Here is a 20,002-nt window from a genome sequence, read left to right on the forward strand (position 1 = left end):
CTTAACCTCTCGACTCTTCAACACTGGCGGCCAGGATGGCCAGGACCAGTTGCCGGAAATCCAGACCGGCAGCACGGGCCGCCATCGGCACCAGGCTGTGATCGGTCATGCCCGGCGCCGTGTTGACTTCCAGGAACCAGAACTGCCCGTCGGCGTCCTGCATCACGTCCGCCCTGCCCCAACCGGCGATACCCAGCGCCTCACAGGCTTTCGCCGTGAGGTCCATGAGTTCCTTTTCCTTGGCGCTGTCCAGCCCGCACGGAATGCGGTACTGGGTATCGTTGGCGATGTACTTGGCGTCGTAGTCGTAGAAACTGTGCGTCGTGCCCAGGGCGATTGGAGGCAACACCTGGTCTCGCAGGGTGGCGATGGTGAACTCCGGACCTTGAATCCATTGCTCAACCAACACTTGCGAATCGTAGGTACTGGCCGCTTTCCATGCGTCGATCAATTCCGGCGCGGAAGTCACTTTGGCCATCCCGATACTTGAACCTTCATGCGCCGGTTTGACGATCAAAGGGAAGCCCAGTTCCGTCGCTGCCGAAATACAATCGGCCTCGCTGCGCAGCACGGCGTGACGCGGCGTCGGAATCCCGAGGCTGTGCCAGACCTGCTTGGTGCGCAGCTTGTCCATGGCCAGTGCCGAGGCGAGGATGCCGCTGCCGGTGTAAGGAATACCCAGGCATTCGAGCAGGCCCTGCATGCTGCCGTCTTCACCGCCACGACCGTGGAGGATGATGAAGGCGCGGTCGATCTTTTCACTCTGCAGACGCTGCAGCAGGTCATCACCGACGTCGAGGCCGAACGCGTCCACGCCCGCGCTTTGCAGCGCGTCGAGAACAGCGTTACCCGACTTCAGGGACACTTCGCGCTCGGCACTCTTGCCGCCGAACAGCACGGCGACGCGGCCGAAATCTTTCGGCGCGATCGTGGAGACGAGGTTGGCGTAGGCAGCAGTCATTTCAACTTCCCCTTCTCCGGCGCGGCAACCGCACCGGCGAACAACTCACTTTTCAACAGTTTTGGCGCGAGGCCGCCGATATCACCGGCGCCCTGGCACAGCAGGATGTCGCCGGCACGCAGCAGCGGCTTGACCACTGGCGCGAGGTCGACACCACGCTCGATGTAGATCGGATCAAGCTGGCCGCGCTGGCGGATGCTGTTGCACAGCTTGCGGCTGTCGGCACCCGGAATCGGCTCTTCGCCCGCCGGATAGACTTCCATCAGCAGCAGCACGTTGGCATCGGCCAGTACATTGACGAAATCGTCGTACAGATCGCGAGTGCGGCTGTAGCGGTGCGGCTGGTAGACCATCACCAGTCGGCGATCCGGCCAGCCACCGCGCACGGCTTTGATCACGGCGGCGACTTCGGTCGGGTGGTGACCGTAATCGTCGACCAGCATTACGTTGCCGCCCTCTACCGGCAGTTCGCCGTAGACCTGGAAGCGGCGGCCGACACCCTGGAACCCGGACAGGCCCTGGACGATGGCTTCATCGCTGACGCCCTCGTCGGTGGCGATGCAAATGGTCGCCAGTGCGTTCAATACGTTGTGGTTGCCCGGCATGTTCACCGAGACATCCAGCGGCTCGCGGTCAGGACGCAGCACGGTGAAGAAAGTCTGCATGCCTTGCTGGCGCACATTGATCGCGCGTACGTCGCAGTCGTCGCCGAAGCCATAAGTGACCGTCGGACGTTTGACCTGCGGGAGGATTTCACGCACGACCGGATCGTCCAGGCACACCACCGCCAGACCGTAGAACGGCAGGTTGTGCAGGAACTCGACGAAGGTTTTCTTCAGTACATTGAAGTCACCACCGTAGGTCGCCATATGATCGGCGTCGATATTGGTGACCACGGCCACCAGCGGTTGCAGGTGCAGGAAACTGGCATCGCTTTCGTCGGCTTCGGCGATCAGATAACGGCTGGTGCCGAGCTGGGCATTGGTGCCCGCGGCATTCAGACGGCCACCGATGACGAACGTCGGGTCCAGCCCACCGGCAGCGAATACCGAAGCGATCAGGCTGGTGGTGGTAGTTTTGCCATGGGTACCGGCGACGGCGATGCCGTGGCGATAGCGCATCAGCTCAGCCAGCATTTCAGCACGCGGCACTACAGGAATACGGCGTTCCAGCGCGGTGGCAACTTCCGGGTTGGACGTGTTTACGGCGCTCGACACCACCAGCACGTCAGCAGCGGCAGCGTTCTCGGCACGGTGGCCGATGAAGATCTCCGCACCAAAGGATTCCAGGCGCTCGGTGACCGGCGAAGCCTTCAGATCGGAACCGGACACTTGATAGCCCAGGTTCAACAACACTTCGGCAATCCCGCACATGCCCACACCGCCGATTCCAACGAAGTGGATACGACGGATGCGGCGCATTTCCGGTTGCGGCATGGCTTTCTGATTCTCAACCATGGGCCACCTCCAGGCAGGTATCAACCACGTTACGGGTGGCATCGGGTTTTGCCAGACGGCGGGCCGCTTGGGCCATTTCTTCGAGTCGTTGCGGTTGCATCAGGACCTCTGTCAGGCGCGCGGCAAGGTCCGCTGCGCCAGTCGTTCTTTGCGGCATCAGGAAGGCTGCGCCTTCACGGGCCAAATAATCGGCGTTGCGGGTCTGGTGATCGTCAATCGCATGGGGCAAAGGCACCAGCATCGAGGGCAGACCGGCGGCAGCCAGTTCACTGATGGTCAGCGCACCTGCGCGACATACCACCAGGTCGGCCCAGCCATAGGCTTGGGCCATGTCTTTGATGAAGGGCTGCACCTGCGCCTCGACGCCAGCCGCGCGGTAGCGCTCTGCAGTCACTTCATCATGGTTTTTGCCGGCCTGATGGAACACGTCCGGGCGCAGGTCGACGGCGACTTGCGACAGGGCTTCAGGCAGCAACTTGTTCAACGGCTCTGCGCCAAGGCTTCCGCCAAGGATCAGCAAACGCGCCTTGCGACCGGCCAGGGCTGGTCGCGGTGTTTCGAGGAACAGTTCGGTGCGCACCGGGTTACCGGTGGTCCGACGGCTGTTCGACAGGGTAAAGGTGTCGGGGAACGCTTCACAGACTCGGGCGGCCAACGGCACCAGCAACCGATTGGCGGTACCGGCCACGGCGTTTTGTTCATGAACGATCACCGGCACGCCGGCCAGTTTGGCGGCAACACCGCCAGGACCGGTCACAAAGCCACCAAAGCCGACCACGCAGGCCGGGCGCAGCTGACGAATGATCGCCCGCGCCTGCCATACGGATTTGAGCAACATGAACGGTGCCTTGAGCAGGGACAATTTGCCCTTGCCCCGCAGACCGCTGGCGTTGACCCGATGCAGCTCAATGCCGGCCGCCGGGACCAGTTCGTTCTCGATGCCGCGCGGCGTGCCCAGCCAATGCACGGTGTAACCGCGCGCCTGGAACTCGCGGGCGCAGGCCAGCGCAGGGAACACGTGGCCGCCAGTGCCGCCAGCCATGATCAATACGTTAGCGCCCATGGTTCGGCTCCTCGGCGAAGTCGCTCTCATGGAACTCCATCTCTTCACTGCCCAGGTGGGTTCGACTCTCCCACTCGATGCGCAGCAACAAGCCGAGACAGGCACAGCAAATCACCAACGAACTGCCGCCATAACTGAGGAACGGCAAGGTCAATCCCTTGGTCGGCAACAGGCCAACGTTCACGCCGATATTGATCAGGAACTGACCGATCCACAGGAACGACAAACCGTAGGCCACATAAGCCGCGAAGAACTGCTTGGCCTTCTCGGCCCACAAACCGATGTACATGCCGCGAATACAGACGAAGACGAACAGCGCGACCGTGCACAAGGAACCCACGGCGCCCAACTCTTCGGCCAGGACCGAGAACACGAAGTCGGTGTGCGCTTCCGGCAGGTAGAACTGTTTCTGCACGCTATTGCCCAGGCCAACGCCCAGCCACTCGCCGCGACCGAACGCGATCAAGGCCTGGGACAGCTGATAGCCGGCACCGAACTGGTCGGCCCACGGGTCGGCGAAGTTGGTCAGACGCGCCATTCGATACGGCTGCATCTGGATCAACAGCACCACCGCGCCAACCGCGAGCACCACCATCAGAGAGAACCGGAACAAGCCGACCCCGCCGAGGAACAGCATCGCCGCCGCTGCGCCCATCATTACGACGGTGGCACCGAAGTCGGGCTCCATCAGCAACAGGCCCGCCATTGGCAGCAGAACGATGAACGGCTTGAAGAAACCCATCCAGCTTTCACGCACTTCTTTCTGGCGACGCACCAGATATCCGGCGAGGTAAATCACCACGAACACCTTGGCGATTTCGGACGGCTGTACGTTGAAGAAACTGAAACCGATCCAGCGCATCGAACCGTTCACTTCACGGCCGATGCCGGGGATGATCACCATCACCAGCAAGCCGAACGCGCCCAGCAGCATCAGCCAGCCCAGGCGTTGCCACGTGGCGATCGGAATCATCATGGTGACGATGCAGGCACCGAGCCCCAGCACCACATAGATAAGGTGGCGAATCATGTAATACAGGGCGCTGCCCGACTGCACGGCGGCCACTTCAGTGGAGGCCGAGGCAATCATGATCAGCCCGAGGCCGAGCAACGCCAGGCACCCGGCGAGCATCGGGAAGTCGAGGTCGATACCGCGCCCGGTGATCAGTGGCGATGGGTACGGCTTGATGATGTTCATCAGGCTCATGCCAGTTCCTCCACAGCTTGGACGAACTGGTGACCACGGTCTTCGTAGTTCTTGAACATGTCGAAACTGGCGCAGGCTGGCGACAGCAGCACCACGTCACCCGGATGCGCAGCGGCGCGGCATTGCTCAACGGCTTCAATCAATGAGCCAGCGTGAATCAGCGGTACGGCATCGCCGATGGCCTCGCCGATCTTGTCGGAGTCGCGGCCCATGAGAATCACGGCGCGGCAGTTGGCCGCCACCGGATCACGCAGGTCGTTGAACTCGGCACCTTTGCCATCGCCACCGGCGATCAGCACGACCTTGCCGTCGATGTCCGCGCCCAGGCCTTCGATGGCTGCCAGCGCGGCGCCAACGTTGGTGGCTTTGGAGTCGTTGTAATAGCCCACGCCATCCAGGTCACGGACCCATTGGCAGCGATGCTCGAGACCGGCGAAGGTGCGCAGGGCCGAGAGCATGGCGTCGAACGGCAGGCCGACGGCATGACCGAGCGCCAACGCCGCGAGGGCATTGGACTGGTTGTGTGCACCGCGAATTTTCAGCTCGCGCACCGGCATCAGGTTCTGGAATTCGAAGGCCAGGTATTTCTCGCCGTTTTCTTCACGGATACCGAACGCCTTGAAATCCGGTTTGGTCAGACCGAAGGTCCAGCACGGCTGGCCCTCGCCCATCAGCGGACGGCTCAGGGCGTCCTGACGGTTGACCACGAACTGCTTGGCACCACGGAAGATCCGGTGCTTGGCCAGGTGATAAGCCGGCAGACCGCTGTAGCGGTCCATGTGGTCTTCGCTGATGTTGAGCACGGTCGCCACTTCGGCGTTGAGCTGGTCGGTGGTTTCCAGTTGGAAACTCGACAACTCCATCACGTACAGCTCGATGTCGTCGCTCAGCAGGTCCAGCGCTGGCGTGCCGAGATTACCGCCGACGGCGACACGTTTGCCGGCCGCAGCCGCCATCTCGCCTACCAGGGTGGTCACGGTGCTTTTTGCGTTGGAACCGCTGATGGCCACGATCGGCGCCTTCGCGTTACGCGCGAACAGCTCGATATCGCCGGACAATTTCACGCCACGGGCAGCGGCAGCCTGCAAGGCCGGGGTCGCGAGGGCCAGGCCGGGGCTCACGTAGAGTTCGTCGGCACGGCACAGGAATTCGACGTCCAGCTCGCCACAACGCACTTCCACGTGCGGATAGTCACGCTTGAGCGTGGCCAGTTCCGGTGGATTTTCCCGCGTATCGGCCACGGCAAACGCCACGCCCCGGTTCGCCAGGAAGCGAACCAGGGACATGCCGCTCTTGCCGAGGCCGACAACGATGCGGAAGTGGTCAGAAGCGATCAGAGACACGAGTTTCTACCTCAGCTTCAGGGTGGCAAGGCCGACCAACACGAGAATCACGGTGATGATCCAGAAACGGACGATCACACGCGGCTCGGGCCAGCCCTTGAGTTCAAAGTGGTGGTGAATCGGTGCCATGCGGAATACGCGGCGACCGGTCAACTTAAAGGAGGCAACCTGAATGACCACTGACAGGGTTTCCATCACGAACACGCCGCCCATGATGAACAGGACGATTTCCTGACGAACGATCACCGCGATGGTGCCCAGGGCTGCGCCCAGCGCCAGTGCGCCGACGTCACCCATGAAGACTTGTGCCGGATAGGTGTTGAACCAGAGGAAACCAAGGCCCGCACCGATCAACGCGCCGCAGAACACGATCAGCTCGCCCGCGCCCGGCACATAAGGAATCAGCAGGTATTCGGCGAATTTCACGTTACCCGACAGGTAGCAGAAAATGCCCAGGCCACCACCGACCATCACGGTCGGCATGATCGCCAGGCCGTCGAGGCCGTCGGTCAGGTTGACCGCGTTGCTCGAACCGACGATCACAAAGTAGGTCAGCACGATGAAGCCGGCGCCCAGCGGAATGCTGTAGTCCTTGAGCATCGGCAGGATCAGCGTGGTTTCCACCGGAGTGGCAGCGGTCATATAAAGGAAGATCGCCGCGCCGAGGCCAAACACCGACTGCCAGAAATACTTCCAGCGGCTTGGCAAGCCACGGGAGTTCTTCTCGATCACTTTGCGGTAGTCGTCGACCCAGCCGATGGCGCCGAACAGCAAGGTCACCAGCAACACGACCCAGACGTAACGGTTGCTCAAGTCAGCCCACAACAGGGTGCTGACGCCGATGGACGACAGGATCAACGCGCCGCCCATGGTCGGTGTGCCGGACTTGGAAAGGTGAGATTGCGGACCGTCATTACGAACGGACTGGCCGATCTGACGGTTCTGCAGGGTGCGGATCATCCACGGGCCATAGCACAGCGACAAGACCAGCGCGGTCAATACACCGAGAATCCCGCGCAGGGTCAGGTACTGGAAGACCGCGAAGCCTTTGTAGAACTGTTGCAGATACTCCGCTAGCAGCAGCAGCATTAATGTTTCTCCAGGCTGGTCCCGCACAAAGCGGCGACGATGTTTTCCATCGCGGCGCTGCGCGAGCCCTTGATCAAAATGGTGGTGTTTGTGTCTTGCTCGGCGCCCAGGGCCTTGATCAGTTCAGCCTGCGTGCTGAAGTGAAAGGCTTGCGGGCCGAAGGCGTTGACGGCGTGAACCATCATGGGTCCGACGGCGTACAGCGCGGAAACCTTGCCACGGGCGTACTCGCCCACGTCGCGATGCCCCTGCTCCGCCCAATCGCCCAACTCGCCGATATCCCCGAGCACCAGAACGGTGCGTCCGGAAAAGCCGGCGAGTATATCAACGGCGGCGCACATCGAGGTGGGGTTTGCGTTGTAAGTGTCATCGATCACGCGCATGCCGTTGGTCGCGATTTGCGCAACGGTGCGCCCCTTGACCGGTTGCACCGCGCCAAGGCCAGTGGCGATACCGAATAGCGAAACGCCCAAGGCATGGGCAGCCGCCGCAGCGGCCATGGCATTGGCCACGTTGTGGGTGCCGAGCAGGTTCAATTGCACACGCTCCACACCTTCGGGGCTGTGCAGGTTGAACGCCGGGCAACCGCGTGCATCGGTGGCCAGATCACTGCCGTAGAAATCGGCGCTGGTATTGCTCAAGGCGAATGTCAGCACTTTGCGATCACCGGCGCGCGCCTTCCAGATACCGAACGCCTTGTCGTCGAGATTGAGAACGGCGACGCCATCGGCCTCCAGCCCTTCAATAATCTCGCCCTTGGCTTCGACGATTTTTTCCGGCCCGCCGAACTCGCCAACGTGGGCGGTCCCGGCATTGTTGAGAATGGCCACGTGGGGTTTGGTCATGGCGACGGTGTAGGCAATTTCACCCAGGCGCGAGGCGCCGAGTTCGATCACGGCGGCGGTATGCTCCGGCGCCAGTTCGAGCAGGGTCAGCGGAACGCCGAGGTCATTATTCAGATTGCCACGGGTCGCCAGCACCGGACCGCGCGTGCGCAGGATGCTCGCGAGCATTTCCTTGACCGTGGTCTTGCCGCTGGAACCGGTGACGGCTGCGACCTGATGCGTGAAGGCTTTGCGGTTCAGCGCGCCCAGTTGCCCCAGCGCCTGACGGGTATCGCTGACCAGCAATTGCGGCAATGTGCTGTCGGCCACTTCACGCTCGACCAATGCCGCCACGGCGCCTATGGCCGCCACGTCATTGAGGTAGTCATGACCATCGAAGCGCGGACCGGCCAAGGCAATGAACAACTGACCCGGTTTGATCGCACGGCTGTCGATGCTGACACCGTCGAAGCTGGCATCGGCAGAAATCAGGCGGGCATTCAGCGCGCCGGTCAATTCGCTCAGTTTCAAGGCTTTAAGCATGGGCCACCTCCCACGCGGTCAGGGCATGATCAGCCTCGACCAGGTCGGAGAAGGCGTGGCGTTCGCCATTGATTTCCTGATAGTCCTCGTGACCTTTGCCGGCCAACACGATCACGTCGTCCGCCGAAGCACTCGCGATCAACTGGGCAATCGCCTGGCCACGGCCAGCGACGAAGGTGACTTTATCCACAGCCGTGAAACCGGCGCGGATGTCGTCAAAAATCACTGAAGGATCTTCGGTGCGAGGGTTGTCATCGGTGACCAGCACGCCGTCGGCCAGACGCTCGACCACTTCCGCCATCAGCGGACGCTTGCCGCGATCGCGATCGCCGCCACAGCCGAACAGGCACAGCAACCGACCTTTTACGTGTGGACGCAATGCCGTCAGTACTTTTTCCAAAGCATCCGGGGTGTGGGCGTAATCGACCACCACCAATGGTTGAGTACCACCGCCGAGGCGCTGCATGCGACCGGCCGGGCCTTCGAGTTTCGGCAATACCTTGAGAATTTCGTCCAGCGCGTAATCCAGACCGAGCAAGGCGCCGACCGCTGCCAGTACGTTGCTCAGGTTGAAACGGCCGAGTAAGGTGCTGCGCAGATGGTGCTCGCCCTGCGGCGTCACCAGCGTGGCGCGCACGCCTTCGTCGTCGAAATGCGCTTCGCGGCAATAGAGGTAGGCGCTGCTGTCGAGCAGGCTATAGGTGATCAGCCGCGATTCAAGTTTTTCGGCGGCCAGTTGCCGGCCGAAATCATCGTCGAGGTTCACCACACGGCACTTCAAATCGTTCCAGGCAAACAGTTTGGCCTTGGCTTCGCCATAAGCCTGCATGGTGCCGTGATAGTCCAGATGATCGCGGGACAGGTTGGTCATCACTGCTACATCGAATGCCAGCGCAGTGACACGGCCTTGATCCAGACCATGGGAAGACACTTCCATCGCGACCGCTTTGGCACCGGCCTTTTTCAGGTCGCCCAGGGTCGCTTGCACGGCAATCGGATTCGGCGTGGTGTGCAGGCCGCTTTCCAGCGCGCCGTAGAAACCGGAGCCGAGCGTGCCGACGATGCCGCAGTGCTGGCCGAGCAGGTCCAGTGCCTGGGCAACCAGTTGGGTCACGCTGGTCTTGCCGTTGGTGCCAGTCACGCCCACCAGGTTCAGGTGATGACTCGGCTCGCCATAAAAACGCCCGGCGATGTCCGACAGCTGCACCGCCAGGCCTTTGACCGGAATCAATGGCACGTCAGTGATCGGCAGCACAGTGGCGCCTTCCACTTCATAAGCCACGGCAGCCGCTCCCCGCGCCAGTGCATCGGTGATGTGTGCACGGCCATCAAATTTGCCGCCCGGCACCGCGAGGAACAGGTCCCCGGCACGTACGTTGCGACTGTCCAGCGCCAATTCACGGATCAACAGATCGTGGCCGGCGTGGGGGAATATCTTGTTCAGACTTAATGACATCAGCCGCGCCCTCCATTGGCTTTCAGTGGAACGACCGGCGTAGCGTTCGCTTGTTGAGTAGGTGGCAGGTTGTCCGGGGTGACGTTCATCAGGCGCAAGGTGCCGGACATCACACGGCTGAATACCGGCGCCGATACCAGGCCACCGAAGTAACCGGCCTTGGTCGGTTCGTCGATCACCACCACGATGGCGTACCGCGGATCGCTCATCGGGCCGAAACCGGCGAACAGCGAGCGGTAGGAGTTCTCGGCATAGCCTTTGGTGCCGACCGAAGTTTTACGCGCAGTACCGGACTTGCCGCCCACGTGATACGCCGGCACCTGCGCACGGAATACACCGCGCGGGGCTTCGATCACTTGTTGCAGCATGCCTTGCATGGTTTTCGCGACAGCTTCCGGCAATACCTGGGTGGTTTGCGGCGCCTTGTCGGTTTTGATCAGTGTCAGCGGTGCAAGACGACCGTTGTTGGCCAGCGCCGAGAAGGCGTGCACCAGCTGGATCGCCGTCACCGAAATACCGTAGCCATAGGACAGCGTTGCGGTTTCAGCCTTGCGCCACTCGCGGTAGTTCGGCAGGTTGCCGACGCGCTCGCCCGGGAAGCCAAGACCGGTGTCCTGGCCGAGGCCGACTTTCTGCGCCAGACGGAAAATGGTTTCGCCGCCGATATCGAACGCGACCTTACTCATGCCGACGTTACTGGAATTGATCAGAATGCCGGTCAGGTCGAGCACCGGACCTTCGGTCTTGGAGACGTCCTTGATGGTGTACTTGCCGATCTGCAAGGAGCCCGGGTACACCTCGACGGTATCGCTCGGTTTCCAGCGCCCGGTTTCGATCGCGGCGCTCATCGAGATCGCTTTCATGGTCGAGCCTGGCTCGAACACGTCGATCATCGCGCGGTTACGCATCATCGCCGGCTGCAGGTTGCGACGGTTGTTCGGGTTGTAGGTCGGCTGGTTGACCATGGCGAGGATCTCGCCGGTCTTCACGTCCATGATCACCAGGCTGCCGGCCTTCGCGCCGTTCTCGATGATCGCGTTACGCAACTCGCGGTTGGCCAGGTATTGCAGGCGCAGGTCAATGGACAACGCCAAGGGCTTTCCGGCCTTGGCGTTTTTGGTGACTTGGACATCTTTGATCAACCGGCCGCGCCGGTCCTTGATCACCTGTCGTTTGCCGGGCACCCCGGCGAGCCATTCGTCGTAGGCCAGTTCGACACCTTCTCGACCGTGATCGTCGATGTCGGTGAAACCGACCATATGCGCGGTGACTTCACCGGCAGGGTAGAAACGGCGGAACTCTTCGATGCCGTAGACGCCGGGCACTTTCAGGTCGAGCACAGCCTGGCCTTGCTCAGGCGTCAGCCCGCGCACCAGGTAAATGAATTCTTTATTGGCTTGTGCTTCGAGACGCTCGGCCAAGGCTTTCGGGTCTTGCCCGAGTGCGGCAGCCAATGCTGGCCATTTCTCTTTGGCCAGCTGCATTTCCTTGGCGTTGGCCCACAGCGTCGTCACCGGCGTACTCACGGCCAACGGCTCGCCGTTACGGTCGGTGATCAGACCACGGTGAGCCGGAATCGGAATGTGACGAACGCTGCGCGCGTCACCCTGACCTTTAAGGAAGTCACGGTCGACCACTTGCAGGTCGATGATGCGCCAGGCAATCGCTGCCACCATGACGCCGAGCAAACCCACCACCAGGCGGAAACGCCACGGAAAGAGTGCGCCTTCGAGTTTCATCATGGCGCCACCATCTGCACTTCGGCGGCACCGGGAATGCGCATTTTCAGTTGTTCGGTGGCCAGCACTTCGATACGGCTATGCGCCGTCCAGGTGCTCTGCTCAAGAATCAACCGGCCCCATTCAGCCTGCGCCTTGTCGCGCACGCTCAACTCGTTGTACAGCGAGTTCAGCAATTGGCGATTCCAGTGCGCGCTGTAGGACACGCCGATCGCAGAAACGAGCACGCCAACAAACAGCAGCAGCATGAAAAAGCTTCCGCCGGGCAGTGGCTTGGCGAAAAGCCTGCTCACCGCAGCTTCTCCGCCACACGCATGACAGCGCTACGGGAACGTGGGTTGGCTTTGAGTTCGGCGTCGGAGGCCGTCTGCGCTTTGCCATGGACTTTGATTTTCGGTTCGAAGGCGACGTGCCGAACCGGCAGGTTGCGCGGCAGGTTGTCGGCTTCACCCTTCACCAGCTTGCGCATGAACAATTTGACGATACGGTCTTCAAGCGAGTGGAAGCTGATCACCACCAGGCGACCGCCCACTTCCAGGCATTCCAGTGCGGCTTCGAGGCCGGATTCCAGATCGCCCAGTTCGTTGTTGACGTGAATACGCAAGCCCTGGAACGCACGGGTCGCAGGGTTCTTGCCCTTTTCCCATGCCGGGTTGGCGACTTTCAATACTTCAGCCAGATCGGCGGTACGCTCGAACGGTTTGATGTCGCGACGCTCGGCCACGGCACGGGCCATGCGACCGGAAAAACGCTCTTCGCCGTATTCCTTGAACACCCGGGCGATTTCTTCCGCGGGCGCGGTGTTGACGAACTCGGCCGCACTGATCCCGCGGGACGGGTCCATGCGCATGTCGAGCGGGCCATCGTTGAGGAAACTGAAGCCGCGCTCAGGGTCGTCGAGCTGCGGCGAAGACACGCCGAGGTCGAGCAAAATACCGCTGACCTTGCCGTGCAGACCGCGCTCGGCCACTTCGGATCCGAGCTCGGCAAAGCTGCGCTGCACAACGACAAAGCGGCCGTCTTCGGCCGCTAGCGTCTGCCCGGTGGCAATCGCTTGAGGATCCTTGTCGAATCCCAGCAACCGGCCATCAGGACCGAGCTGACTGAGGATCAACCGGCTATGCCCGCCGCGCCCGAACGTGCCATCCAGATAGCAGCCATCAGGACGTACGGCGAGAGCCTCGACGGCTTCGTCAAGCAGTACGGTGATGTGGTTAAAGCCGCTATCAATAGTCACAGGATCAAATCACGCAGTTCGTCAGGCATGGCGCCCGGTTGTTGAATAGCAGCCAGGTCAGCGGCAGCAACCGCATCCCAGGCATCCTCGTCCCACAATTGGAACTTGTTCAGTTGGCCTACCAACATCGCGCGCTTATCCAACCTGGCATATTCACGAAGACGCGGTGGAACCAGAAAACGACCACTGCCATCGAGCTCGAGGTCGACGGCATTACCAATCAGTAAACGTTGCAGGCGGCGGTTCTCTTCGCGAAGCGAAGGCAGTGCGCGCAGTTTGGTTTCAATAATTTCCCACTCATCGAGGGGGTAAACACACAAACACGGATCAACGGCATCAATTGTGACGATCAACTGACCGGAACTACGCGAAACGAGCTCGTCACGGTACCGGCTCGGCATGGCGAGACGGCCCTTTGCATCGAGACTGATAGCGTTGGCTCCGCGAAACACGTCAGCGTTTCTCCAAATTCTAGCGTTTTGAGTTCAAAAAACCCACTTCATGCCACTTTCCGCCACTTGCGCACACTATAGGAATGCGCCCACCACACCGTCAAGGCGCGGATTAAAGGAAAACCCTTACAGAACTGAGATTTAGGAGCATAAAAGGAGGGGTAACGAGAATTCGGCAGGTAAAACTGCCCGATAACTTGAATCAGCACGGAAGGCTGCGTTCGGAAGTTAAAGTAATTTATTAAGAGTAAGATTTTTTCGGTATTACAACAGGGGTTCTGCAGATGATTGTGTAAGAAGGTAAATTGCTATCACCGCCCCCTGCTCAATGATTTAAGCAGAGGAGAGAAAAAGGTGGAGAGTCGATCTGTAAGCCGGGTTCTGTCTTGAACAGTCATTCGTCTACGATGGCCATCACTGGACATCTTTAGCAACCTACCCGGTCCCAGCGCGGGCCACGCCTTGGGACCCTATTTGGTCTTGCTCCAAGTGGGGTTTACCTAGCCACGAACTGTTGCCAGACGTGCGGTGCGCTCTTACCGCACCTTTTCACCCTTACCGTCGCCGAAGCGCTTAGGCGGTTATTTTCTGTGGCACTTTCCGTAGGCTCACGCCTCCCAGGCATTACCTGGCACTTCGCCCTATGGAGCCCGGACTTTCCTCCCCCCCCTAATTTTCATAGAGGGCAGCGACTGTCCGATCGACTCTCCGCCGCGAAGGTTAACGGCAGAGCGCCCGAAGAACAAGCGCTAAACGCCTTTGAGCATGCCTACGCGTCGGGTTTTATTCGCTTTTCTGTTTATCCAGCGCGACCTGATAAAGAACATTCTTACGCTCGCCGGTAATTTGCGCCGCCAATGCCGCAGCACGCTTGAGCGGCATTTCTTCGAGCAACAGATTCAGAATGCGCATCGCCTCACTGCTGACAGCATCTTCGGACTCTGGCGCCGTCCATCCCGCCACCAACACCACGCATTCTCCGCGCTGCTGATTGCTGTCCGACTCGACGAACTGGCGCAATTCGGCCAGAGGCAAGCCCTTGAGGGTTTCGAACGTCTTGGTCAGTTCGCGAGCCAGCAATGCCGGACGCTCGGCGCCGAACACCAGCTCCATATCCTGCAGACATTCAAGGATGCGGTGCGGGGCTTCGTAAAAGATCAGCGTGCGCGGTTCTTCCTTTATCGCCTCAAGACGAGCGCGTCTTCCCACCGCCTTGGCCGGAAGAAACCCTTCGAAGATAAAACGGTCCGACGGCAACCCTGCCGCCGACAATGCCGCGATCAACGCACAGGCACCCGGCACCGGCACCACATTGATCCCGGCAGCGCGGGCCTGACGCACCAGGTGATAACCCGGATCGGAAATCAGCGGCGTCCCGGCATCGGAGATCAGCGCCACATCGTCGCCAGCGAGGAGACGGGTAATGAAACGACTGCCCTCATCGCGCTCGTTGTGCTCATGGCAAGCTGCCAGCGGCGTCTGGATACCGAAGTGCTGCATCAAACGCTGGGAATGGCGGGTGTCCTCGGCGGCGATCAACGCGACATCGCGAAGGATTTTCAGCGCACGCGCACTGATGTCGTCCAGGTTGCCGATGGGCGTCGCCACCACATAAAGCGAGCCAGCAGCGGAATTCAAAGCACCTGGAGCAGTCAAAGCGCACACCTCATGATCGATAAAGCCGCCATTGTAACGCGTCGCGACGCTCGCGATACGCGCAAGCAGCACTCGGTTTTGCGGCCGTTTGTGCCGCACCGCAACATTTTTACCAGCTAAATTGATCGATTCATGCCAGTAACATCGCGCCCCGGCCAGTGCTTGGGTACAATTCCACGCTAATTTGATCGAGTATCAGGAACACTACATGATCGCTTGCCTGCGGCTGTTCACTGCCCTCTGCCTCGCTGCCTTGCTGGCGGCTTGCGCCAGCTCGCCCTCCTCCAGCCTTGGCGAACTTCCTCGGACCCCGGATGCCAGTATCGAGCAACTGCTCGAGAAGGCAGCCCAAAGCAAATCGCCGGAAGACGCCGCCCTGTTGCGCCTGAGCGCAGCGGACCTGGCCTACCGTCAGGGCAATGCCGCCCAGTCCGCGCAAATCCTGCAACAAGTGCCCGTGGAGCAACTCAAGCCCGGCCAGCAGGTATTCGCCAGCACACTGGCCGCAGAGCTGGCCATGACCCGCAACCAGCCGAAAGCTGCGCTGACCGCTTTGAGCCATCCAAGCATGCAGCGCTTGGGCGAATTGCCGGAAGAGCAACAGATCCGCACCGGCACCGTTCGCGCCCGCGCCCTTGAAGCCGATGGCCAGACACTGGCCGCCGCAAAGGAACGCATCTTTATCGCGCCGATGCTCAAAGGTGAAGCCGCCAGCAAAAACCACGAAGCGATCTGGGCACTGATCGCTTCGCTGCCGACCGACCAATTGCAGCCAAATACCACTGACGATCTCGGCGGCTGGATGGGCCTGGCGTTGGCGGTGAAAACTGCCGGCACCCTGGAACAGCAGCAGGCCGCCATCGACAACTGGCGCAAGCAGAATCCAAAACACCCGGCCGCCGTTGAACTGCCGCTGCCCCTGACCAAGCTCAAAGAACTGGCCAGCCAGCCCCTGGGCAAGATCGCTCTGCTGCTGCCACAGGATGGCCCGCTGGCCTCGGTCGGCAAGGCGCTTCGCGAAGGTTTCATGGCCGCGCACTACCAGGCACAACAAGCCGGACAGAAGCCGCCAGCCATCGAGTTCTATGACAGCTCGCGCCTGACGTCCATGGACGAGTTCTATCGCAAGGCCCAGGCCGATGGCGTGCAACTGGTGGTCGGCCCACTGGAGAAGCCGCTGGTCAAACAGCTGAGCACTCGCCCGCAATTGCCGATCACCACATTGGCGCTGAACTACAGCGAAGGCGATCAAGGCCCGGCGCAACTGTTCCAGTTTGGTCTTGCCGCAGAAGACGAAGCCCGTGAAGTGTCCCGCCGCGCTCGCGCCGACGGCTTGCATCGCGCAGCCATCATGGTGCCGAAAGGCGAATGGGGCGACCGTGTACTTCGGGCGTTCAGCCAGGACTGGCAAGCGAACGGCGGCAGCATTGTCGCCACCGAACGCGTCGACCAGCCGGTTCAACTGGCCCAGCAGATTGCCGACATGTTCCAGCTGCGCCAGAGCGAAGGTCGCGCCAAGAGCCTGCAAAGCACGGTCGGTTCGCAAGTCGCCGCCCAGCCTTCTCGCCGCCAGGACATCGAGTTCATCTTCCTGGCCGCCACGCCACAACAGGCGCAACAGATCAAACCGACCCTGAACTTCCAGTACGCGGGTGACGTTCCGGTCTACGCCACTTCCCACGTGTTCAGCGCCAGCGGCGACGTAAACCAGTACAACGACATGAACGGCATTCGCTTTTGCGAAACCCCATGGCTGCTGGATGCCAACGATCCGCTGCGCCAGCAAGTCACGGCACAATGGCCGCAAGCGGCCGGCAGCCTGGGTCGCCTGTACGCAATGGGCGTCGATGCCTATCGCCTGGCGCCACGCCTGGGACAACTCAAGGCCCTGCCGGACAGTCGCATTGAAGGCCAGTCGGGTAGCCTGAGCATGACCCAGAACCAGCGTGTCGTACGGCAGTTGCCGTGGGCCGAGTTCGTCAGCGGTCAGGTTCAACGCCTGCCGAACACACCTCGCTGATGCCTGACAGGTCACGCCAGCAAAGCGGCAAGGATGCCGAGCGCCATGCGCTCGCGCATCTTCAACAACGAGGGCTGCGCCTGCTGGCGCAGAACTGGTTGTGTAAACGCGGCGAGCTTGATCTGGTCATGCTAGATGGCGATACAGTAGTATTCGTTGAAGTTCGCTACAGAAAAAACACTCAATGGGGTGGCGCGCTCGATAGCGTCGATGAGCGCAAACGGCAGAAACTGATTTTTGCCGCGCAGTATTTTCTTCAGCGTGAGTCACGCTGGGCCAATTCCCCTTGCCGCTTCGACGTGGTTGCCATTGATAGCAACTTCGATCAGTTGAACTGGTTGCAGAATGCTTTCGACAGCTGATCGCCTGCGCCACGAAGCGGACACCACCCAACATTTTTGCTCTTTGTTTTGCGGGCTGCACTTTCACGTGCCGGACAGCCGCGCTCATTAAGGTCACACAGATGGACATGCAATCGCGAATTCGCCAGCTTTTTCAGGCCAGTATCGACACCAAGCAACAGGCGATGGAAGTACTTGCACCGCACATCGAGCAAGCCAGCCAGGTCATGGTCAACGCCCTGCTCAACGAGGGCAAAATGCTCTCCTGCGGCAATGGCGGCTCTGCCGGTGACGCCCAGCACTTCTCGTCGGAGCTGCTCAATCGCTTCGAACGCGAGCGCCCGAGCCTGCCGGCCATCGCGCTGACCACCGACAGCTCGACGATCACCTCGATCGCCAACGACTACAGCTACAACGAAATCTTCTCCAAGCAGATCCGTGCGCTGGGTCAACCCGGCGATGTACTGCTGGCGATTTCCACCAGCGGCAACTCGGCGAACATAATTCAAGCGATCCAGGCCGCACATGATCGCGAAATGATTGTCGTAGCTTTGACCGGTCGCGATGGCGGCGGCATGGCGTCGCTGCTATTGCCCGAAGACGTGGAGATTCGCGTACCGGCCAACGTCACCGCACGTATTCAGGAAGTCCACCTGCTGGCGATCCATTGCTTATGCGATCTGATCGACAGCCAACTGTTCGGGAGTGAAGAATGACCCCTAATCGCCTCGGCCTACTGGCCCTGACCCTGTGCCTCGGCATCAGCGGCTGCACCTCAGTGGTGAATGCCAGCCGTGAAGCACCGATCGAAGATGACCGTGGCACCCGCACCTTCGGCAGCAAGATCGACGATTCCCTGATCGACACCAAAGTCGGCGTGAACATTGCCAAAGCCGACCCCGCGCTGGATAACGACTCGCACATCGTTGTCACCAGCTTCAACGGCGTCGTACTGCTCGCCGGTCAAACTCCGCGCGCCGACCTCAAGGCCAAGGCCGAACAGGCTGCCGCTGCCGTTCAGCGCGTGAAGACGGTACACAACGAAATACAGGTTCTGCCACCCTCCGGCTTCCTTGCCCGCCAGAATGACACCTGGCTGACCTCCAAGATCAAGACCCAGATGCTGACCGACCCGAACATCCCCGGCTCACGCATCAAGGTTGTCACCGAAAACGGTATCGTCTACCTGTTGGGCTTGCTGACCAAACAGGAAGCCGCCCAGGCAACCAATCTGGTGCAAGGTGTTTCCGGTGTGCAGAAGATTGTGAAGCTGTTTGAGTACATCGATTGATGCAAACCGCTTATTGATCTGAACGCTACCGTGTAGGAGCTGCCGCAGGCTGCGATCTTTTGATCTTAAAAAGCAAAGTCAAAAGATCGCAGCCTCGTTCCACTCGACAGCTCCTACGTTTGAAGGTGGTGAAGTAATAAAAAAGGCGATCCATTCGGATCGCCTTTTTTATTACTTCACCACCTTCAAACTTGGCCGCCCGCTTGGTCGCGGCGGCTCGCTGTCCGGTGGCGGAAGATCATCATCCGGCTCGATGTCGTCGTCTTCGCCCATAGGCGACTCCAGATCAAACACCATGCCTTGACCGTTCTCCCGGGCGTAGATCCCCAGGATCGATGCGATAGGCACGTAAAGCGTATGCGGCACACCACCGAAGCGGCCTTCGAAGCTCACCGCGTCGTTGTCCATGTGCAAATGACGCACGGCTTGCGGCGATACGTTCAGGACAATCTGCCCGTCGCTGGCAAAACCCTGCGGCACCTGTACCGAGGGATACTCGGAATTGACCAGCATGTGCGGGGTACAATCGTTATCAACAATCCACTCGTAGAGCGCGCGGACCAGATAAGGTCGACTGGAGTTCATAGCGGCTCCTTAAGCCTTAGCGCATATCGCGTTCGACACCAGACAGACTCGCCTGGAAAGCCTCACGCGCAAACTGGCGCTCCATGTAATCAAGCAGCGGCTTGGCAGGCCGCGGCAGTTCTATACCCAGAATCGGCAATCGCCAGAGTATTGGCAATAGGCAGCAATCCACCAGGCTTTGTTCCTCACTGAGGAAAAACGGCTTGTCGGCGAACAACGGCGACACGCCAGTCAGGCTTTCACGCAACTCTTTACGCGCCACGGCGCGAGCGGCTTCCTTGGTCCGCGAATCCAGGATCAGATCCACGAGCCCACACCAGTCGCGCTGGATGCGATGGATCAACAGACGGCTGTTGGCACGCGCCACCGGATAAACCGGCAGGAGTGGCGGGTGCGGATAACGCTCATCCAGGTATTCCATCACCACCGTAGATTCCCACAACGCCAGGTCACGATCGACCAGGGTGGGCAAACTGCCGTAAGGGTTCACTTCGATCAGTTTAGGCGGCTGGCGGCCAGCTTCCACATAAATGATCTCGGCGCTGACACCCTTCTCTGCCAGTACGATTCGCACTCGGTGGGAATAGTGGTCGGCGGGGTCGGAGTAACAGGCCAACCGATTGGTCACGCCCATGGCGGTCCTCCTCGCTTGTAAAAATTATCGTAAGCGGAAAAACGAGCGCGCCCAGAGGGCACCTCCCGTAACGCCTGTAAGACCAGGCTCGTTACACTTTCAGA

Annotated in this window: 19 protein-coding genes and 1 other RNA gene; 4 read left to right on the forward strand and 16 right to left on the reverse strand. The window is 60.5% G+C overall.

Annotation, left to right across the window (positions count from 1 at the left end):
* Position 1: 1 nt before the first annotated feature.
* The 14 genes from ACM110_RS02130 to rsmI all read right to left on the reverse strand — a co-directional run bounded on the left by ACM110_RS02130 (position 2) and on the right by rsmI (position 15,027).
* Positions 2 to 961 (reverse strand): D-alanine--D-alanine ligase, encoded by a 960-nt coding sequence (locus ACM110_RS02130; protein WP_416126353.1) that lies wholly within the window; start codon positions 959 to 961, stop codon positions 2 to 4.
* The gene (murC, locus tag ACM110_RS02135; RefSeq protein ID WP_416126354.1) at positions 958 to 2,418 is read right to left on the reverse strand and encodes a UDP-N-acetylmuramate--L-alanine ligase; all 1,461 of its coding nucleotides are present in this window, start codon (positions 2,416 to 2,418) and stop codon (positions 958 to 960) included. The genes ACM110_RS02130 and murC overlap by 4 nt, the downstream gene beginning before the upstream one ends.
* Entirely contained in the window at positions 2,411 to 3,481 is a 1,071-nt protein-coding gene (gene murG, locus ACM110_RS02140; protein WP_416126355.1) for an undecaprenyldiphospho-muramoylpentapeptide beta-N-acetylglucosaminyltransferase, read from the reverse strand. The genes murC and murG overlap by 8 nt, the downstream gene beginning before the upstream one ends.
* Complete coding sequence (gene ftsW / locus ACM110_RS02145; RefSeq protein ID WP_416126356.1) at positions 3,471 to 4,688, reverse strand: putative lipid II flippase FtsW; 1,218 nt, start codon at positions 4,686 to 4,688, stop codon at positions 3,471 to 3,473. The genes murG and ftsW overlap by 11 nt, the downstream gene beginning before the upstream one ends.
* A complete protein-coding gene (murD, locus tag ACM110_RS02150) occupies positions 4,685 to 6,031 on the reverse strand; it encodes a UDP-N-acetylmuramoyl-L-alanine--D-glutamate ligase (RefSeq protein ID WP_416126357.1) in 1,347 nt (448 codons plus the stop codon). The genes ftsW and murD overlap by 4 nt, the downstream gene beginning before the upstream one ends.
* Before the next feature lie 6 nt (positions 6,032 to 6,037).
* A complete protein-coding gene (gene mraY / locus ACM110_RS02155; protein WP_016773275.1) occupies positions 6,038 to 7,120 on the reverse strand; it encodes a phospho-N-acetylmuramoyl-pentapeptide-transferase in 1,083 nt (360 codons plus the stop codon).
* Entirely contained in the window at positions 7,120 to 8,487 is a 1,368-nt protein-coding gene (locus ACM110_RS02160) for a UDP-N-acetylmuramoyl-tripeptide--D-alanyl-D-alanine ligase (RefSeq protein WP_416126358.1), read from the reverse strand. The genes mraY and ACM110_RS02160 overlap by 1 nt, the downstream gene beginning before the upstream one ends.
* Positions 8,480 to 9,943: a UDP-N-acetylmuramoyl-L-alanyl-D-glutamate--2,6-diaminopimelate ligase gene (locus ACM110_RS02165; protein WP_416126359.1), complete on the reverse strand. Its 1,464-nt coding sequence runs from the start codon at positions 9,941 to 9,943 to the stop codon at positions 8,480 to 8,482. Before ACM110_RS02165 ends, ACM110_RS02160 begins: the two co-directional genes overlap by 8 nt.
* Positions 9,943 to 11,682 carry a peptidoglycan D,D-transpeptidase FtsI family protein gene (locus ACM110_RS02170; RefSeq protein ID WP_416126409.1) on the reverse strand — a complete coding sequence of 580 codons (1,740 nt, stop codon included), beginning with the start codon at positions 11,680 to 11,682 and terminating at the stop codon, positions 9,943 to 9,945. Before ACM110_RS02170 ends, ACM110_RS02165 begins: the two co-directional genes overlap by 1 nt.
* On the reverse strand, positions 11,682 to 11,975 hold the full coding sequence (gene ftsL, locus ACM110_RS02175) for a cell division protein FtsL (protein WP_338582919.1): 294 nt from the start codon (positions 11,973 to 11,975) through the stop codon (positions 11,682 to 11,684). The genes ACM110_RS02170 and ftsL overlap by 1 nt, the downstream gene beginning before the upstream one ends.
* The gene (gene rsmH, locus ACM110_RS02180; protein WP_416126360.1) at positions 11,972 to 12,919 is read right to left on the reverse strand and encodes a 16S rRNA (cytosine(1402)-N(4))-methyltransferase RsmH; all 948 of its coding nucleotides are present in this window, start codon (positions 12,917 to 12,919) and stop codon (positions 11,972 to 11,974) included. Before rsmH ends, ftsL begins: the two co-directional genes overlap by 4 nt.
* The gene (gene mraZ / locus ACM110_RS02185; protein WP_416126361.1) at positions 12,916 to 13,371 is read right to left on the reverse strand and encodes a division/cell wall cluster transcriptional repressor MraZ; all 456 of its coding nucleotides are present in this window, start codon (positions 13,369 to 13,371) and stop codon (positions 12,916 to 12,918) included. Before mraZ ends, rsmH begins: the two co-directional genes overlap by 4 nt.
* Before the next feature lie 354 nt (positions 13,372 to 13,725).
* Positions 13,726 to 14,079: RNase P RNA component class A (gene rnpB / locus ACM110_RS02190), an RNA gene on the reverse strand.
* Positions 14,080 to 14,154: 75 nt separating this feature from the next.
* Positions 14,155 to 15,027, reverse strand: coding sequence for a 16S rRNA (cytidine(1402)-2'-O)-methyltransferase (gene rsmI, locus ACM110_RS02195; protein ID WP_416126362.1), 873 nt, complete (start codon positions 15,025 to 15,027; stop codon positions 14,155 to 14,157).
* Positions 15,028 to 15,235: 208 nt separating this feature from the next.
* Here rsmI and ACM110_RS02200 point away from each other — a divergent pair, with 208 nt between their 5' ends.
* The 4 genes from ACM110_RS02200 (at position 15,236) to ACM110_RS02215 (ending at position 18,679) form a co-directional block, all read left to right on the forward strand.
* Positions 15,236 to 17,047, forward strand: coding sequence for a penicillin-binding protein activator (locus ACM110_RS02200; RefSeq protein WP_416126363.1), 1,812 nt, complete (start codon positions 15,236 to 15,238; stop codon positions 17,045 to 17,047).
* Positions 17,047 to 17,409, forward strand: coding sequence for a YraN family protein (locus tag ACM110_RS02205; RefSeq protein ID WP_416126410.1), 363 nt, complete (start codon positions 17,047 to 17,049; stop codon positions 17,407 to 17,409). Before ACM110_RS02200 ends, ACM110_RS02205 begins: the two co-directional genes overlap by 1 nt.
* A 101-nt stretch (positions 17,410 to 17,510) precedes the next feature.
* Entirely contained in the window at positions 17,511 to 18,104 is a 594-nt protein-coding gene (locus tag ACM110_RS02210) for a phosphoheptose isomerase (RefSeq protein ID WP_007972584.1), read from the forward strand.
* The gene (locus ACM110_RS02215) at positions 18,101 to 18,679 is read left to right on the forward strand and encodes a BON domain-containing protein (RefSeq protein WP_416126364.1); all 579 of its coding nucleotides are present in this window, start codon (positions 18,101 to 18,103) and stop codon (positions 18,677 to 18,679) included. The genes ACM110_RS02210 and ACM110_RS02215 overlap by 4 nt, the downstream gene beginning before the upstream one ends.
* Positions 18,680 to 18,850: 171 nt before the next feature.
* Here ACM110_RS02215 and ACM110_RS02220 read toward each other — a convergent pair whose 3' ends face one another.
* Both ACM110_RS02220 and ACM110_RS02225 read right to left on the reverse strand, forming a co-directional pair.
* Positions 18,851 to 19,264, reverse strand: a complete 414-nt coding sequence (locus ACM110_RS02220; protein ID WP_338582925.1) for a ClpXP protease specificity-enhancing factor — start codon at positions 19,262 to 19,264, stop codon at positions 18,851 to 18,853.
* Positions 19,265 to 19,280: 16 nt separating this feature from the next.
* Entirely contained in the window at positions 19,281 to 19,898 is a 618-nt protein-coding gene (locus ACM110_RS02225; RefSeq protein ID WP_007972581.1) for a glutathione S-transferase N-terminal domain-containing protein, read from the reverse strand.
* Between the last annotated feature and the right edge of the window lie 104 nt (positions 19,899 to 20,002).

This window comes from Pseudomonas sp. NFX98 (genome assembly GCF_047784845.1).
Classification (GTDB): domain Bacteria; phylum Pseudomonadota; class Gammaproteobacteria; order Pseudomonadales; family Pseudomonadaceae; genus Aquipseudomonas.

Excerpts from the sequence above, each read along its gene's own strand:
- ACM110_RS02220 (WP_338582925.1), bottom strand. The coding sequence starts at position 19,264 with ATGAACTCCAGTCGACCTTATCTGGTCCGCGCGCTCTACGAGTGGATT.
- ACM110_RS02200 (WP_416126363.1), top strand. The coding sequence starts at position 15,236 with ATGATCGCTTGCCTGCGGCTGTTCACTGCCCTCTGCCTCGCTGCCTTG.
- ACM110_RS02165 (WP_416126359.1), bottom strand. The coding sequence starts at position 9,943 with ATGTCATTAAGTCTGAACAAGATATTCCCCCACGCCGGCCACGATCTG.
- murG (WP_416126355.1), bottom strand. The coding sequence starts at position 3,481 with ATGGGCGCTAACGTATTGATCATGGCTGGCGGCACTGGCGGCCACGTG.
- ACM110_RS02205 (WP_416126410.1), top strand. The coding sequence starts at position 17,047 with ATGCCTGACAGGTCACGCCAGCAAAGCGGCAAGGATGCCGAGCGCCAT.
- ACM110_RS02130 (WP_416126353.1), bottom strand. The coding sequence starts at position 961 with ATGACTGCTGCCTACGCCAACCTCGTCTCCACGATCGCGCCGAAAGAT.
- mraY (WP_016773275.1), bottom strand. The coding sequence starts at position 7,120 with ATGCTGCTGCTGCTAGCGGAGTATCTGCAACAGTTCTACAAAGGCTTC.
- ftsW (WP_416126356.1), bottom strand. The coding sequence starts at position 4,688 with ATGAGCCTGATGAACATCATCAAGCCGTACCCATCGCCACTGATCACC.
- murC (WP_416126354.1), bottom strand. The coding sequence starts at position 2,418 with ATGGTTGAGAATCAGAAAGCCATGCCGCAACCGGAAATGCGCCGCATC.
- ACM110_RS02225 (WP_007972581.1), bottom strand. The coding sequence starts at position 19,898 with ATGGGCGTGACCAATCGGTTGGCCTGTTACTCCGACCCCGCCGACCAC.
- ACM110_RS02215 (WP_416126364.1), top strand. The coding sequence starts at position 18,101 with ATGACCCCTAATCGCCTCGGCCTACTGGCCCTGACCCTGTGCCTCGGC.
- ACM110_RS02170 (WP_416126409.1), bottom strand. The coding sequence starts at position 11,682 with ATGAAACTCGAAGGCGCACTCTTTCCGTGGCGTTTCCGCCTGGTGGTG.
- ACM110_RS02160 (WP_416126358.1), bottom strand. The coding sequence starts at position 8,487 with ATGCTTAAAGCCTTGAAACTGAGCGAATTGACCGGCGCGCTGAATGCC.
- ACM110_RS02210 (WP_007972584.1), top strand. The coding sequence starts at position 17,511 with ATGGACATGCAATCGCGAATTCGCCAGCTTTTTCAGGCCAGTATCGAC.